A 15,725-nucleotide genomic window follows, 5' to 3' on the forward strand; every position below is an offset into this window, starting at 1 on the left:
TGGTCAGCGGGCGATGATTCCTGCACGCCGGCGGGCATCCAGCCGTCGCCGGTCGAGCAGGTCCAGCAGGGTCGGGAGCAAGTCGGCGTCGGTGCTGGCGATGACCCGCCGCACACTGCTGATCGTCAATCGCCGGTCGATCTCGGCGGCCTGGGCCAGGGCGGCGGCCTGGAACCGCTCGCGCAGGCGGCGGTCTGCCGTATCGACCAGCAATTGTTCGCCGGTCTCGGGGTCTTCCAGGGTCACGATGCCGACGTCGGGCAGCGATGCTTCTCGGGGGTCCGTCAGCCGCAGCCCGACCACCTCGTGTCGCTGCGCCAGCCTCCCGAGCGCCGCCGACCACCCATCAGAGACCAGGAAGTCGGAGAGGAGCACCACCACGGACGGCCGCCGAATGACCGTCCGCGCGAGGTCGAGCGCCGCCTCCAGGTCAGTCGCGCCGCGCTCGGCTCGCCGTGGCGTCTCGCGGAGGCGAGCCAGCAGGCGCAGCAGGTGGTGGCGGCCGGTGGCCGGCGGCAGCACCTCGACGGGGCGCTCGGCGAAGAGGATCGCGCCGACCCGGGTGTTGTGCCGGCCGAGTACCTGGGTGATCGCCGCCGCCAGCTCCTCGGTCTGGCTGCGCTTGGTGCGCCGCGCCGTGCCCCAGTCAATCGACGGGCTGACGTCGATCAGCAGCCAGGCGTCCAGCGCGCGCTCGGCGTAGGTCTGGCGAACGTGCGGCACACCTGTCCGCGCCATCGCCGCCCAGTCCAGGAAGCGCACGTCGTCCCCGGGCTGGTACTCGCGGATCTCGGCCAGGTCGAGGCCGCTGCCGCGCTGCGCCGAGCGCCGGTCCCCGCCCGGCCGCAACGCCAGCGGACGGAGCACCGTCCACTCCAGCCGCCGCAGCACCTGCGCGATGGGTTCTTGCCGCTCGGGGGCCGGCGGCTCGGGCCCGCGCCGCTTACGCCACGTCCCGATCATGCTCGCTCCCTCCCAGCTCCAGGCGCGGCGGCGGGAACCGCCCGAGCAGCGCTTGAACGACGGCATCCGGCGTCACGCCCTCCGCGATGCCCTCGTAGCTGAGGATCAGGCGGTGCCGGAGCACGTCCGGCGCAAGCTCGGCCACGTCACGCGGCAGGGCATAGTCCCGTCCGCGCAACAGGGCCAGCGCCCGCGCCCCCAGCACGAGGTTGATCGAGGCGCGCGGGCTGCCGCCAAACTGGACGGCCGTCGCGTACTGGGGCAGCCCGTGCTGCCCCAGCGCACGGGTGGCGGTGACCAGCCGTGCCGCGTAGGCCGTCACGCGGGGGTCGACGTAGACGGCCTCGATCGCCTGCTGGAGCCAGCGCAGCCGCTCCAGCGTGACGCGCGGCCGGAGGGTGATCCTGGGGCCGATCATCCGCTCGACGACGGTGATCTCGTCTTCGTAGGAGGGGTAGTCCACCAGCACCTTGAACATGAAGCGGTCGAGCTGGGCCTCGGGCAGTGGATAGGTCCCATCCGACTCGATGGGGTTCTGCGTCGCCATGACCAGGAACGGGTCTGGTACGGCGTAGGTCTGCCCGCCGATGGTGACTTGCCGCTCTTGCATCACCTCCAGCAGCGCGGACTGGACCTTGGCGGGCGCGCGATTGATCTCGTCTGCCAGCAGCAGGTTGGCGAAGACCGGCCCGACCTCGGTGCTCAGATCGCCGGTGCGGGGGTTGTAGACGCGGCTGCCGACCAGGTCCGAAGGCAGCAGATCGGGGGTGAACTGGACCCGTCCGAACGTCCCGCCAACGGTGTCGGCCAGCGCCTTGATGGTGGCGGTCTTGGCGAGGCCGGGGACGCCTTCCAGCATGATGTGGCCGCGCGCCAGCAAGGCTACCAGCAGCCGCTCCAACAGGTGATCCTGCCCGACGATCAGCCGTCGGACCTCGAAGACGATGTGCTCAGCCAGTGAGCCGACGGACAGGGCATCCAGGGTGTCGTCGTTCGCTGGGCGGCCGGGGAGTGCATCAGTCACGCGCGTCCTCCATCCATGACCGAACGGCGGGGACGCACGGCACACGCCCGCAGGCTGCCCGTTGGCTGCTCGCGTTCGGGCCACGCCCCCTCAGTCAAAGACTGTACGGAGCCGGCTTCAGGGCCAGATGAGGCCCAGGTGAGGACCGGATCAAGATGTCAGGTGAGGCGTGACAGCAGTTCTGCCGAGCCAACCTCACTTGCGACGAAACGTTCGTCGGTTCTTCATGGCCCTTTCACTGCGCGTTCATGCGGCCCGCGGATGCTGGCCTGGATACTCGCTGCAGCCGGGCGATGTCGCCCGAATCGGAGGCCCCATGCCAGGAGGAATGCTCGTTCGACGCCTGTGCGCGGCCCTCATGATCGCTATCGTGGTAGAGAGCGGGGCCATCGTGCCCGCTGCGTTCTCACCGTCAGCGATCAGTGTGGTCGAAGCGGCGCCGGCGCAGGGCAAGGACCGCGACAACAAGGATCGGAAGAACCAGGGTAGCGACGACGACGAGGATCACACCCTGAACGGACAGGTGCTGGAGATCGACACGCTCAAGGATCCGCCGGAGCTCGTGCTTGGGAGCGTGGATGGCCTGACCGTCATCCGCGTGCTCAAGACTGACGAGATCGCCATCAACGGCGTCCGACTGGGGGATTACATCCAGGCCAAAGGCGAGAAGCAGAGCGAAGTGCTCTTTGAAGCTACCGAACTGAGCGTCAGCGAGCACTACACCGCGCCATCCGACGACGGTAAGAAGAAGCACTGATTCGTCCGGGCGATTGCACGTTGGGCGGGTCGTGCAGCGTCGTCGGGGCTTGAAAGCCCCGCCTACGATCCTGCAGTCGCTGCGCGACGCTCCAGTCGCACCAGTGCCTGCCGTTCCCGGCGGCCGTCGCGCAGCGACTGAATGCGTGTAGGCGGGGGTTTCAACCCCCGACCGCCCGTTCCATGATGCTTCGGGTACACCAACGAACAGGCAATCGCCCTGGGGGAGCCAGGGCAATCGCATGTTGATGTCGTCGTGCCGCCGCGTCGGGGCTTGAAAGCCCCGCCTACGATCCTGCAGTCGCTGCGCGACGCTCCAGTCGCACCAGTGCCTGCCGTTCCCGACGGTCGTCGCGCAGCGACGGCGTGACTGTAGGCGGGGACTTCAGTCCCCGACCGCCCGCTCCATGATGCTTCGGGGACACCAATGAACAGGCAATCGCCCTGGAGCAGTTCCGCCGTTAGAACACATGGGGAGTGGTCGGACCACGATGAGACGGGGTATTGAGCCCTGGATGCGAGAGTCCTCCGTGTTCCGCGCGATTTTGAGGAAGGCTGCGCCGCGGGGTCTACACGAGGGCAGTACGAAGCGGGCGTGCTTGATGGACGTGTCGGAGGCTCGCGCGATGCTGTTCATATCGGGCCAGACCCGGCTCGACGTGCCGCCGTCCCATGCCGTTGCTGCACTGATGCGTCTCTCAGACATCGACGCGTTTCATCGGATGTTTGACGTCCTTATGATCGCTGCATCCTGGCATGAGGTGCTGGCGGCCGGAGACATCGAAACTCACCAAGACGACGGCCCCGTCGGTCCGTGACGCGAGCATTGCGTGCCGTCTATTCAGATCAGGCGAAGTCGACGCGCAGGTTGCGGAGGGCGTCGATTGCGCAGCGAGCGCCAGGCCCGATGACCACCGTGGACTCGCGCTCCTCGACGATGGCCGGTCCGTCAAAGGTCGTCCCCGGGGCGAGCCTGTAGCGGTCGTAGACCGGCGACTCGCGATACTCGCGCCACTCGGGGTGGTAGACGCGCCGCGACCCCTTGAGCGCCTGCTCGGCGGTGCCTGACTCCGGCCCTTCAGCCCTGAGGCGCAGATCCGGGCGCGGGCCAGAGACGACCAGCCGCCAGGAGATCACCTCAAGGCCGACGTTCGGTCCGATCCGCCCGTAGAGCTGCTTGTAGACCGACTCGAACGCTTCGACCACCGCCGGCAGCGAGTCTGCGCCCAGCGCACCGGCGAGCAGCGGCACTCGCACCTCGTACCCTTGCCCGACGTACCGCACGTCCGCCGAGCGGATGTACTCGATCTCGCTCGCGGCGACGCCCGAGGCGAGCAGGATGTCCCGCCCGCTGGTCTCCATCTCCGTGTAGATGCTGTTGACCGCCGACCAGTCCAGCTCGTCCAGGCGACCGTACGACGTCCGCACGAAATCGAACGCCAGCGGGGCAGACAGGAATCCAACGGTCGACGTAACCCCCGCCGCGTATGGCGAGATCATCGACGGGGCGTGCAGCGCCTCGGCCACCCGGTAGGCATGGACCGGCCCGGCCCCGCCGAACGCAAAGACCGGGAACGAGCGCGCGTCCTTTCCGCGCTCAATGGCGTGGACGCGGGCGGCGTTCGCCATGCTCTCGTTGACGACCTGGTGGATTCCCCAGGCGGCCTCCGGCACGCTGATCCCGAGTGGGTCGGCGATCTTCTCCTTGATCGCGCGCTCGGTCGCGGCGAGGTCGAGCTGCATACGACCGCCGAGGAAGAAGGCGGGATCGAGGTAGCCGAGGATCAAGTCAGCGTCGGTGACGGTCGGCTCCGTGCCGCCGCGACCGTAGCAGACCGGCCCGGGCTCGGCCCCGGCGCTGTCAGGGCCGACCTTCAGCAACCCGAGCGAGTCGATCCGCGCGATGCTGCCGCCGCCCGCCCCGATCTCGATCATCTCGATGACGGGGGTCTTGACCGGCAGACCGCTGCCCTTCTTGAAGCGGTACTTCCGGTCAACCTCGAAGTCGTTGGCCGTCAGCGGCTGTCCCTTCTCGATGACGCAGAGCTTGGCTGTGGTGCCGCCCATGTCGAACGACATCAGGTCGGCCGCGCCGATCCGCTGCCCGAAATACGCTGTCGCCAGCGCGCCGGCGGCCGGACCAGACTCCAGCAGCCGAATCGGAAAGCGGGTCGCCGTCTCGATGGTGCCGATGCCGCCACTCGACAGCATCACGAACAACTGCCCGCCGAACCCGAGCGTTCGCAGGCGGCTCTCCAGCTCGCGCAAGTACCTGTCCACCCGGGCCTGGACGTAGACGTTCGCGCAAGTGGTGCTGGTCCGCTCGTACTCGCGGATCTCGGGGACCACGTCAGACGAGATCGACACGCGGATCTCGGGCGCGACTTTCGCGATCAGGTCGGCCACCTGGCGCTCGTGGGTCGGGTTGGCGTAGCTGTGGAGCAGCGAGACGGCGATGGCCTCGATGCCCTTCTCCTGCATCTCCCGTACGAGTGGCTCCAGGTCTTCGAGATCAGGGGCTTTGACGACCTCGCCGCTCGCCAGCACCCGCTCGTCAACCTCCAGCCGCAAGTAGCGCGGGACCAGCGGCGTCGGCATCTCCAGGAACACGTCGTACAGGTCGTAGCGGTGCTCACGACCGATCTCGACGGCGTCCCGAAAGCCCTTCGTCGTCAGCAGCGCCGTCTTCGAGCCTTTGCGCTCGATCAGGCTGTTGGTGACGAGCGTCGTGCCGTGAATGATGTTCTCGACCCGAGCAGCCTCGACGCCTGAGCGTGTCAGCGCATCGCGAAGCACCGTCTCGACGGCTTCAGACGGGTCAGATGGCGTGGTCAGCGACTTGCCGACAGACATCGCGCCGGTCGCCGTCTCGACGAGGATCAGGTCGGTGAACGTGCCCCCGATGTCGACGCCGACTCGGTAGGTGGCGTCGGGCCTGGTGTCACTCACTGGCTGGTCGCTCCTCCGGGATGTGCGCCGACATGCTACAGCAATCGGCGCGTCCTCCGGCGCGCGATCGGTGTCAGGAAGGCTGCGTCAGGGCAGCGGTGAGACTGGATCCCAGGGCAGTCCCGGCAACAGGTGGACGATCCGGGCTGGCCGATTGAGCTTGCCCGGCTCCAGCATGGCGAGCGGCGTCAGGAACTGCCCGGCCGGGCCACTCCAGGCAAGCACCCAGGCCGGCCCGAACCGGTAGGCGTCGAAGGCGGCCCGAGCCGATGGATCGATCCAGGTGGAGCCTGTCAGCTCCTTCGCATCAGCCGGCACGACGTGCAGGCCGGAACCCCACCATACCACCGGCGTCTCGCGCTTGAGGTTGTCTACGGCGAGCGTCATCCTGAACTGTTGGAACTGGCTCGCCTCGGAGGAGTCGGGCTTCTCGATCCACTGGGCTTCGTCCATGGCGCAGAGCGCGGTCTCGCCGCTCGCACCGAGTGGGTAGCGGCCGACCCAGCTCAATGCACCTCGCAGCTGCCAGTGCATCCAGACGGAGCCAGGGGCTGCGTCGGCCGGCTGGCCGGTCAGCCGCTGCTTGATCCGTCCCAGAAAACCGGTCGACTGCTCCTCAACGACCGGCCGCTCGGGAGGAGCGAGGGGCGGCTCCAGCAGCACGACCTGGTAGCGTACTCCCCACGAGCAGGCCCAGACTTCGCGTTCTTCAAGCTCCAGTCTCGCCAGCGGGATGAGCGTGTCCTGAGCCGTGCGCTGGCGTCGTCGAGGCGGCTTGACCGCCGTCCATCCATCAGGCGGCTGCTGCGCCAGCAGGCGCAATCGGAGCAGCCGGCAGGCGCTTTCGGCCAGCGCCAGGGCGCGCAGACCGGTGGCGGCGTCGGGCGCATCGGCGACAGCGGCCACATGTGCTGCGACGGCCGGCAGGCCGACCTCGGCGAGCCCCTCGGCCAGCCGGCAGAACTCGTCGGCTTCGGCCGACGCCTGCCGCCAGCCGGAGGTCAGGAGCCGCTGTACGCGCTCCTCAACCTGGAGCAACTGGGCGGTGAGGCCACGGGCAGCCTCGCTGTCGATCATGTCCTGCGCCTCAACACATTCATCCGGGGAAGATCCGACCGTAGCTGCCGCGCCCCGTCGAGCGCGGGGTCATCCCGACCACCGAGAGCGGGCGCAGGCGCGGTCCGAACGCCGTCGGCGTCACGATGCCAAACAGGGCGAACGGGTCGTCCGGCGGCGGGGCCAACTCAAGTCCGGCCACGGCGAGTGCGCTCCAGTCCAGCGCCAGAAACTGTCCGCTCCTGTCGAGAGCGCCGGCCGGCGCCCCGGCGCGGGTGGTCGCGAGACCAGGTGTGCCCTCCGGCGCGGTCAGCAGCGCCGACGGACGGAACAGGACCGCTGCCTCGGGTTGCCCGAATGGGGATGCCGCCCGCTCGATGAGCCTTCGCTGGATCTCGGTCACATCGGAGGCCGCCCCCTGAACCAGTCGGTCCAGGTGCTCGCTCCGCAGTGTGGCGCGCTCATACTGCGCGAGCTTGATCCGTCGTGGTGCCAGGCCCGGGTAGAGGCCGGCCGAGCGGACCAGCAGCCGCAGCCGATGGTTCGGCGGCTCAGTTCCGCGCAGGCGGCGCGGCGCGATCACGCGGTCGACGTAGATCGTCAGGGACGCGAGGTCCGCCAGGTACGAGGTCGCGACCAGGAACTCGCCGTCGCTCTCCTGCGTCGTTGCCACCTGCACCAGCTCCAGGTCGGCGACCGGCTCCAGCTCCTCCGCGCGCCAGGTCTTCCCGAGCAGGTCCTCGGCGAGGCGCGGATCGAGCGCGACGCTGCCGTCGAGCATCGCGCCGGTCGCGGTGCGACAGCGGTACAGGTCGAGCAGCAGGCTGGTGAAGGTGGCGGCATCGATGCCCTGCGAGTCGGCCACGGCCCGTTGGAGCTGCATCAACAGGTTGCCGAGCCGCCGCAGCTTGAGCGCGCGCACCAGCTCGCCGCACTGCGCGATCAACTGCGACTTCTCCGCGCCGAGCGCCATCAGGCCGCCGTCGGTCAGCTCCAGCAGCAGGCGGTCCAGGACGTCGAGTCCGGCTGCGCGCTGCGCGGCCGGCTCGACCTTCGTCTTCGATGCACCGCCCGCACGACTGGTCTTCTTCCTGGCCGCCGGCGCAGGCGGCTCCGGCAGCGAGTCCAGCACCGAGAAGGCGGCCGGCTGTTCCAGCAGCGCCGCGCAGACGGCCACCACGTGCTTGCAGAATTTGTTGCGCCGATGGGCCGGACAGGTACAGGTCACCCTGGCCTCATCGGCGGCGGGCAGGCGCACTGAGACCCGGTAGTCCGTCGAGCCGGACACCAGGGCGAACGCGGCCGGCTCCTCGACGCCCGGCGCGACGGACCCATCCTTGACATGGCCCTTGCGAAGGTAGTCACGACCGGCCTTGTACGCGGAGTCGCCGGCCAGTTTCTGGAGTCGCTGGCCGAGGCTGGTCAGTTGCGGCAGCGTGGCCGGGTCAAACGACATCGTCTGCCCCCCGCCCGTCGCCCCGCAGCGCCCGTTCGACGGCATCCACCAGCTTGCCTGGCGTGGCGGCGAAGGTCGGGATGTCGAGCGCCGCGACTTTGCGCGCCATATCTGCGTCGAACGATGCCGTGCCCTTGTCGTTGAGCGCCAGCACGCACAACACGTGCGCCCGCGACTCCTTCAGAGCGCCCAGCCCCGCCAGGAGGTTCTCGCGGCTGCCGCCCTCGATCAGGTCCGTGATGAGCAGCAGCAGGGTCTTCTCCGGCTGGGTCACCAGCGACGCCCCGTACTGGACAGCCCGCGCGATGTCGGTGCCGCCGCCGAGCTGCACGCCGAACAGCATCTCGACGGGGTCCGACAGTTGATCGGTGACGTCGGCGACGGCCGTGTCGAAGAAGACGAGGCGGGTGTCCAGCGCCGGCAGCGATGCGAAGACCGCCGCCACGATGGACGAGTACACGACCGACTCGCCCATCGATCCGCTCTGGTCCACCAGGATGATGACGCGCCACTCGTGGAAGCGCTGCTGATTGGCGAAGAAGTGGACGCGCTCCGGCACGATCTTCCTGAGCGACGGCTGATAGTTGCGAAGTCCCTCGCGGACCGTCCGCTTCAGGTCGAGATTGCGTGCCACGCGCAGCGGACTGTGCCGGTCGCGCCGCATCGCCCCGAGCAGCGCCTGCCGGGTCTCGTTCTCCAGCCGCTTGCGGAGGTCGTCCACGATCTCGCGGACGACCTGTCGGGCCGTCTCACGCGTTTGCTCGGGCATCAGGTGCTTGAACGCCAGGATCGTCGCGACCAGCCCGACATCCTTCTGCAGCGACTGGAGCGCTTCCGGTTCGAGCAGCAACTGGCGCAAGCCTCTCCGCTCGATGGCGTCCTTCTCCATGAACGCCACCACGTCCCGCGAGAAGTAGCGCCGAATGTCGCCCAGCCAGCTTGCGACGTAGGGGCTGCTGGCCTCCGAGCCGCCCCGCTGGCCGCCGTCGCCGTAGAGGAAGTCCAGGGCACGGTCAACCTCGCCCAGCCCGGACTCGGACTGCACGGCCTGCTCGGCCTCGGCCCAGATGCCGCCGGCCTGCTGCCGCGACTGCTCAGGCCCGAGCACCAGCCGCCAGCGCAAGAGCGTCCGTTGGGCCGCGTCGTCAGGCGCCGATGCCATACCGATCCTTCCAGTCCTGGAGCGTGGCTGCGACGGCCCGGTCGGCCTCCTCCAACCACGCCCGGTCGGTGGAGGTCACCTGAAGCGCGCGCCCCGCCGTCGTGGCGCTCAGCCCGAGGAGCGCCCCCAGCGTCTCCGAGAGGTAGACGCGCTCCGGGCCGCTCAGGTTGCCGAGGCTGCGCCGAAGCACCGGCAGCAAGGGGGTCAACTGCTCCAGCTCGAGGCCGGCCAGGAACTCCGTCACCGCGCCGACGAGCGCCCGATTTCGCACCAGCGTCGCCCGGTGCAGCACGAACAGGCCCGACACCAGACGTGCGTTGTCGACGGCGTCCGTGACGGAGGACAGCCAGTAGCGCAGCCGGGCGGTCAGGTCGCCGTCGGCGAGCCGACCGCCAAGCTCCAGCAGCACCAGCGCCAGGCCGCGCAGCATCGGGTTGCTGGCCGGGCGCTCGGCAACCGAGGCGATGGCCTCCCAGAACGCGTCAAGCTCGCCTGCGACTACGTTAGAGCGACGCTGCACCAGCTCGTGCAGGGCTACCAGGGTCGTGCGAACCTCGTCTGCCGCTTCGTCGGCGCAGACGGTCGCGGCCGGCAGGTGCAGCACCGCTCGCGCGAACAGCCGCCGTGCGAGGTCGAGAAGTCGCGCGGACGGCAGCTTGCGCGCGGCACCGTAGGCCAGCAGGCCGTCCAGGTGGTACGTCGCCCGCGCCAGCGCCGGAAAGCTGCCGCTGTCCGCCGCCAGCGACTCGCAGCGGGCCAGCGCCGCGCCGAACGCCGGGCTCTCGGCCAGGTCGCACAGCGCCATCTGCAACAGCGCCTCGGTGCCGCTGTCCACGCGCTGCGCGCCGTCCAGGCGCTCGCGCAGGACGCGCCCCGTCGCCTCGGCCAGCGTGCTGCCCCAGGCCGTCCGCTCGATGAGCCGACCGTCCGTGGCCGGGCTCCACTGGACCTCCCAGCGCTCGCGGACCCGCCCGAGCTGTTCGAGCGGTCCCCTCGCCAACTGCCCACCCAGCCCGCTGGCCTGCTCCGACGCGAACGGCACGCCCAGCGCGCGCAGGCGGTGAAACAGCACCGACTGCTCGGCCTCGGCAGCGTTCCCGGCCAGGTGGACCAGCACGATCTTTGGCGTGTCCTGAAGCGGGAGCCGCAGACGGTCCACCGTCGCGTAGAACTCGTCCTGGAGTGGCGTTCGGCCGGCCCGCCCGGTGACCCGCCCGACGGCGTCCCCGATCAGCACACCCTGGATCGCCGTGGAGACCACGTCGCCGTGCCCCTGGCCGAAACAGGCGATGGCCGCGTCCACCAGCTCGTCGACGCCGGGGGCCTGCTTGTCCCGCATCGCGGCCAGCGTTGCCGCCAGCGTCTGCGCGTCGATGGCCTGGGCGACCGATGCGCCATGACCCCGCCGCCGTAAATGCCGCGCGAGCACGACCAGCCCGCTCCGGGTGGCGGCGGCATAGTCGCCGTTTCGTTCCCAGACCTGCTGGTAGTACCAGGGCGCGCGGTTGCCAGCGCCGTACCCGGCCTGCTCGCTGAGACGCGGATACGAGTAGGGGATCAGGGCAAGCTGGGCCGCCGTGGGTTCTGGGTGTTCGGCTGCGGGCTCCGGGGAGGGCAGGGCCGCCGACAGCTCACCCGCATCGGGCGGCAAAACGGGATCGGGGGACGCATAGGCAGCGGCGATGGGGCCGGCGTGCGCTGCGCCACACACCAGCAGGATGTCCGCGTCGGCAATGCCTCGGCTCAGCGACGCGGAAGCGGCTGCAGCCATCGCCCGTTCGCGCGCGTCGTCGTATCCGCGATCTCGCCCGCTCAGAAGCTCGCGGGCCTGCGCTCCGAACGCCGTCATCAGCTCGACATAACGCGCAGAGTGACCGCTGCCGGCCTCCTGCTCGAAGCCCGCTTCCCAGAACGCCTCGAACGAGCCAAAGCCGGCCGCCTCGGCCAGGGCCGCCATGTACTCGGCGTAGCCAACGTTCAGGGGTGCATCCTCCCCCTCTCCGCGCCGGGGATGATGTCGGCGAAGCCGATGGTCGCGCCGCGCAACGGGTTGGGGGGTGAGGTTCGTCGGGGGCCGCGGGGTGAGGCTGTCCGCGCTGCGCCCGGCTGTCTCGCCATCGTCTGCCGTCTCGGTAACGACCGCCTCTTCCACCTGCCACGCCAGCGTCACACTGGTTGGCAGATCGCAGAAGCGCACCTCGGCGCCGACCTCGCGGCCGGCGGTCATCGCTACGTATTCCGGCGAGTACGCGCAGAACGGGTAGTAGGCCGCCCGCACGTCCTCGCCCTGCCGCTGGTAGGCGTACACCGCGACCGGTGGCCGCGTGGCGGGGTCTGTCAACTGCTCGATCAGGTCGGTCGCGTCGGACGGACCCTCGATCAGCACGACGCGCGGACGCCGCTCGCGGATCAGCCGTCCGACATGCAGGGCAGCCGCTGGCGAGTGGTGGCGGATCGGGACGATCAGCACGGGCCGGCCTCTCGTTGCCGCTACCGGCCGAGCAGATCGTGGCCGGCCGCGTACAGGTCGCGCCAGAGCCGCTCGGATCGCGTCTTCGCCACCGTCTCCAGATACTCCTGGAGCACCGCGAGATCGGCCTGGTTCTCCTTGGCGACCGTCCCGACCAGCGCTCCGACGCAGTCCTGCACCGTTGGCTGTCCCTGCCCGCCCACTCCGAAGAATGACCCGACGAGCGCGCCGTCCGCCACCACCGAGATCAGCTCGGCGGTACTGAGGACCGTTGACGGCGACTTGACCTTCGCCTTGCCGTCAACCGTCTGGCCGCGCCGCAGCTCCGAGAACACCGTTGCCAGCAAGCGGATCAGATCGCGCGGCACGGCGGCCGGCACGCCAAGGTCGGCCAGCAGCTCGCCGCTGCGCCGCTCGACCAGTGCCACTTCTTGCTCGATGTCCGCCACGACGGGGATGGTCACGAAGTTGAACCGCCGCTTTAGCGCCGACGACATCTCGTTGACGCCCCGGTCGCGGGTGTTGGCCGTGGCGATCGCGGCGAACCCACGTCGGGCCGGCACCACCTCGTGCAGCTCCGGAATCGCCACCTGCTTCTCGGACAGCACCGAGATCAGGGCGTCCTGCACCTCGGCAGCGCACCGCGTCAGCTCCTCCAGCCGCACGACCTGCCCCTGCTGCATGCCGCGCAGCACGGGACTTTCCACCAGCGCCCGACGCGTCGGCCCCTCGGCGATCAGGAGCGCGTAGTTCCAGGAGTATTTGACCTGCTCCTCAGTGGTGCCGGCCGTGCCCTGCACCACGAGCTGCGACGTCCCCGAGATGGCCGCCGACAGGTGCTCTGACAGCCACGACTTGGCCGTTCCCGGCTCGCCGGCCAGCATCAGCGCCCGATCCGAAGCCAGCGTCGCGATGGCCACCTGTACCAGCCGCCGGTCCCCGACGAACTTCGGCTGCACCTGGACGGGACCGTTGGGACCAGGAACGGCCTCGCGGCTGCCGAGGATGAACGTCTCGACGGCTCGCGGCGAGAGCTGCCACCCGGGCGGCCGCGCACCACGGTCGGCTGACTGGAGCGCCGCCAGCTCGGCGGCGCACCGCACCTCGGCCGGCTGCCGCACAACCCCGTTACTGCCCGCTGGTGCTGTCCCCGCTGCTGACACCGCCACCTCCGTGCGTGCTGACGTCCCGCCAGTCAGTCTGCCGCGCCGGCAATGGCGCGCTCAACCATTCCAGTGGCGGCTGACCTCGCTACCCGTGCAAACGAGAGGGATCGTGCACCAGTCACGGTTCTGTGCGCCTTCCTCGCGTTTCAGGTAGATGTGCGGACCACGGTCCGTCCCTGAATGCCCCCGCCGACGATCCGCTCCAGTACCGACGGCGCCTCCGCAAGCGTGATCTCACGCACAATGGCCGAGTCCAGGTGGGGCGGCCGTAGATCGGTCGCCAGCCGCTCCCACAGCGCGATCCGCGCGGGCAGCGGGACCATCACCGAGTCGATGCCGAGGACGTTGACGGCCCGAAGGATGAACGGGAACACCGTGGAGGTGAACTCCACGCCGCCGGCATTGCCGCTGATGGCGATGCTGCCGCCGTACTGCAAGGTCCGCAGCAGGTAGGCGAGCGTAGAGCCGCCCACGGCGTCAACCGCGCCGGCCCAGCGACTGCGCTCGAGTGGCCGGCCGCTCTCAGCGCTGGTCTCTGCGCGGCCCAGAATCTCGGTCGCGCCGAGATCGCGCAGGAAGGCGTGGGCATCGGCCGAGCCAGTGCTGGCGGCCACGGCGTAGCCGCGCGCCGCCAGGATGTCGATAGCGGTCGAACCGACGCCGCCCGACGCCCCCGTCACGATGACCGGTCCGGCCGCCGGGGTCAGGCCGGCCGCTTCGAGCCGGGCCACCGACAGCGCCGCCGTGAAGCCGGCCGTGCCGAGCGCCATCGCCTGCCGTGTGGTCAGCCCGGCCGGCAACGGCACGACCCAGCCGGCCGGCACTCGGGCGATCTCGGCCAGCCCGCCATGATGGGCGACGCCGGTATCGTACCCGTGCACGATCGCCTTGCTGCCCACGGCCACCGAGTCAGCGTTGCTGGCGATGACCTCGCCGGCCAGGTCGATGCCCGGGATCAGCGGGTAGCCGCGGACCACCCGCCCATCGGCTCGAACGGCCAGCCCATCCTTGTAGTTGATCGACGAGTACTCGACGCGAATCGTCACGTCGCCGGGCATCAGGCGGTCAGCCGACCACTCGCGGACGGCCAGGCTGACGCCGTTCTCGGCCTTATCGACGACCAGCGCGCGGAACGACTGCACGGGCTACCTCTCTAACGGCTCGGATGCCGGGCCACCCTGCCGCGGCGCGCCCCGGATGCTCTGCTCGACGCGAGCGAGCGAGTTCTCCAGCTCCTGCTGCCGCAGCGCGAACGTCAGGTCGCCGCGCGTGCGCTCCAGGATGCCGCGCGTCGAATCCGTCGTGCGCCGCAGGCCGCCGGTCAGCGCGTCAGGGTAGTCGATGGTCACCAGCAGGCTGTAGATGTCGTCCATCGTCTGGAGCAGCTCGTCGGCCCCGCCAAGCTCTCCACGCCGCAGCTTGTCCAGGACGTACCGGCGAAGCTCGCCGACCGTCTCCGCCAGTCCGTTCAGGAACGGCGCGGCCGCCACGCCGAGGCTCAGCGGTTCGGGGAAGGCCGATCCGCTGAGCATCGCCAGCGTGTACGTCGCCTCGACGAACTCCTTCTGCGCGTCCTGGACGTAGCCGGTGTAGAACAGGTCAGGGTGGGGAGCAAGGTCCGCCGTCAGCCGCTCGGAGAGGGTGCGGGCAGCGTTCAGCAGCGTCTGCGCCTGCTCGAAATCGCGGCGGTGGACGGCGCGAATCGTGTTGGCGCAGGTTCGGGTCAGTTCGCGGGAGTGGGCCAATGCCTGCTCACGGGCGGCATTCTTGGTCTCGAACTCGGACCGTGCCCAGCGTTCGATATCTTCGAGAATGGTCAGCTCTCCAGCACGATTTCGAGCCGCTTGTTGATGCGGCCCTTGTTCTCAAACTTCGAGATCCGCACGCGCCCGACCTCGGCTGTGTTGGCGACGTGGGTGCCGCCGTCCGCCTGCTGGTCGATGCCCTCGATGTTGACGACGCGGACGTCCTGGATGGCGGGCGGCAGCAGGTTGATGTTGGTGCGGATCAGGTCAGGGATCTGAAACGCCTCCTCACGCGGAAGCACCGTGACGTGGATCGGATGGCCCTCGGCCAGCAGCCGGTTCGTCTCGTCCACGATGGCCTGCCGCCGCTCAGCCGACAGGTCTTCCAGGGCGAAGTCCATCCGGGCGCGGTCCGTGTACATCTGACCGCCGGTCACCAGCGACCCGAACAGCCGGTAGATCACGCCGGACACCGAGTGCAGCGCCGTGTGATACCGCATCAGGACGTAGCGGCGGTCCCAATCGATCTCGCCGAACACCGTCATGCCGACGGGCGGCGCATCGCCATCGATCTTGTGGAGCAGGTCCGCGCCCTGCTTCTTGATCTCGACCACCCGGCAGGTCTGGGCATCGCCGGAGGCGTCCGTCCAGGTCAGCGTGCCGGTGTCGTGGGGCTGGCCGCCGCCCGTGGCATAGAAGACCGAGCGATCCAGCACGACCGCTCCGTCGCGGATCTCCTGAACGACGGCATCCATCGTCTTGAGGTAGGCGTCTCGGAGGTACAACTGGTCGGTCATCTTCCCTCCGCCGACCGATTGTACCAGAGCGATTCGGCGCGGTCTCGCTGGCGGTCTAGAAGCCCGGCCGGAAAGGGGGGCTACCGGGAGGGTGGGGCGGCCGGGTAGGATGAAGGCAGCCGGTGGGTCGGGGTGCAGGGATGCTGGGGAAGCGCGGGCCACAGCGGGGGCTGTTCGAGGC

12 protein-coding genes and 1 pseudogene are annotated in these 15,725 nt (G+C 69.5%); 2 read left to right on the forward strand and 11 right to left on the reverse strand.

Annotated elements, in window-relative coordinates; translation table 11 throughout:
- Positions 1-3: 3 nt before the first annotated feature.
- Together IT306_12185 and IT306_12190 are read right to left on the reverse strand one after the other, a co-directional pair.
- Complete coding sequence (locus IT306_12185) at positions 4-963, reverse strand: DUF58 domain-containing protein (protein ID MCC7369178.1); 960 nt, start codon at positions 961-963, stop codon at positions 4-6.
- Positions 944-1,822 (reverse strand): AAA family ATPase, encoded by an 879-nt coding sequence (locus IT306_12190; GenBank protein ID MCC7369179.1) that lies wholly within the window; start codon positions 1,820-1,822, stop codon positions 944-946. The genes IT306_12185 and IT306_12190 overlap by 20 nt, the downstream gene beginning before the upstream one ends.
- A gap of 493 nt (positions 1,823-2,315) precedes the next feature.
- Between IT306_12190 and IT306_12195 the strand changes: the two genes are divergently transcribed.
- Both IT306_12195 and IT306_12200 read left to right on the forward strand, forming a co-directional pair.
- Positions 2,316-2,744, forward strand: coding sequence for a hypothetical protein (locus tag IT306_12195; GenBank protein MCC7369180.1), 429 nt, complete (start codon positions 2,316-2,318; stop codon positions 2,742-2,744).
- A 625-nt stretch (positions 2,745-3,369) separates the two neighbouring features.
- Positions 3,370-3,561 (forward strand): hypothetical protein, encoded by a 192-nt coding sequence (locus IT306_12200; protein ID MCC7369181.1) that lies wholly within the window; start codon positions 3,370-3,372, stop codon positions 3,559-3,561.
- Between the two features lie 28 nt (positions 3,562-3,589).
- Here the strand turns inward: IT306_12200 and IT306_12205 are convergent.
- The 9 genes and pseudogenes from IT306_12205 to IT306_12245 all read right to left on the reverse strand — a co-directional run bounded on the left by IT306_12205 (position 3,590) and on the right by IT306_12245 (position 15,544).
- Positions 3,590-5,662: pseudogene (locus IT306_12205) on the reverse strand (hydantoinase/oxoprolinase family protein).
- 117 nt (positions 5,663-5,779) lie between these two features.
- On the reverse strand, positions 5,780-6,769 hold the full coding sequence (locus IT306_12210) for a hypothetical protein (protein ID MCC7369182.1): 990 nt from the start codon (positions 6,767-6,769) through the stop codon (positions 5,780-5,782).
- Positions 6,770-6,788: 19 nt separating this feature from the next.
- Positions 6,789-8,204 (reverse strand): SWIM zinc finger family protein, encoded by a 1,416-nt coding sequence (locus IT306_12215; GenBank protein ID MCC7369183.1) that lies wholly within the window; start codon positions 8,202-8,204, stop codon positions 6,789-6,791.
- Positions 8,194-9,366: a VWA domain-containing protein gene (locus tag IT306_12220; protein MCC7369184.1), complete on the reverse strand. Its 1,173-nt coding sequence runs from the start codon at positions 9,364-9,366 to the stop codon at positions 8,194-8,196. Before IT306_12220 ends, IT306_12215 begins: the two co-directional genes overlap by 11 nt.
- The gene (locus IT306_12225; protein ID MCC7369185.1) at positions 9,350-11,836 is read right to left on the reverse strand and encodes a hypothetical protein; all 2,487 of its coding nucleotides are present in this window, start codon (positions 11,834-11,836) and stop codon (positions 9,350-9,352) included. The genes IT306_12220 and IT306_12225 overlap by 17 nt, the downstream gene beginning before the upstream one ends.
- 20 nt (positions 11,837-11,856) lie before the next feature.
- The gene (locus IT306_12230) at positions 11,857-12,957 is read right to left on the reverse strand and encodes an AAA family ATPase (protein MCC7369186.1); all 1,101 of its coding nucleotides are present in this window, start codon (positions 12,955-12,957) and stop codon (positions 11,857-11,859) included.
- Positions 12,958-13,148: 191 nt separating this feature from the next.
- Positions 13,149-14,144, reverse strand: a complete 996-nt coding sequence (locus tag IT306_12235; protein MCC7369187.1) for an oxidoreductase — start codon at positions 14,142-14,144, stop codon at positions 13,149-13,151.
- Positions 14,145-14,147: 3 nt separating this feature from the next.
- Positions 14,148-14,816, reverse strand: coding sequence for a haloacid dehalogenase (locus IT306_12240; protein ID MCC7369188.1), 669 nt, complete (start codon positions 14,814-14,816; stop codon positions 14,148-14,150).
- Between the two features lie 2 nt (positions 14,817-14,818).
- Complete coding sequence (locus IT306_12245) at positions 14,819-15,544, reverse strand: alanyl-tRNA editing protein (protein MCC7369189.1); 726 nt, start codon at positions 15,542-15,544, stop codon at positions 14,819-14,821.
- Between the last annotated feature and the right edge of the window lie 181 nt (positions 15,545-15,725).

Source organism: Chloroflexota bacterium (genome assembly GCA_020850535.1).
Classification (GTDB): domain Bacteria; phylum Chloroflexota; class UBA6077; order UBA6077; family JACCZL01; genus JADZEM01.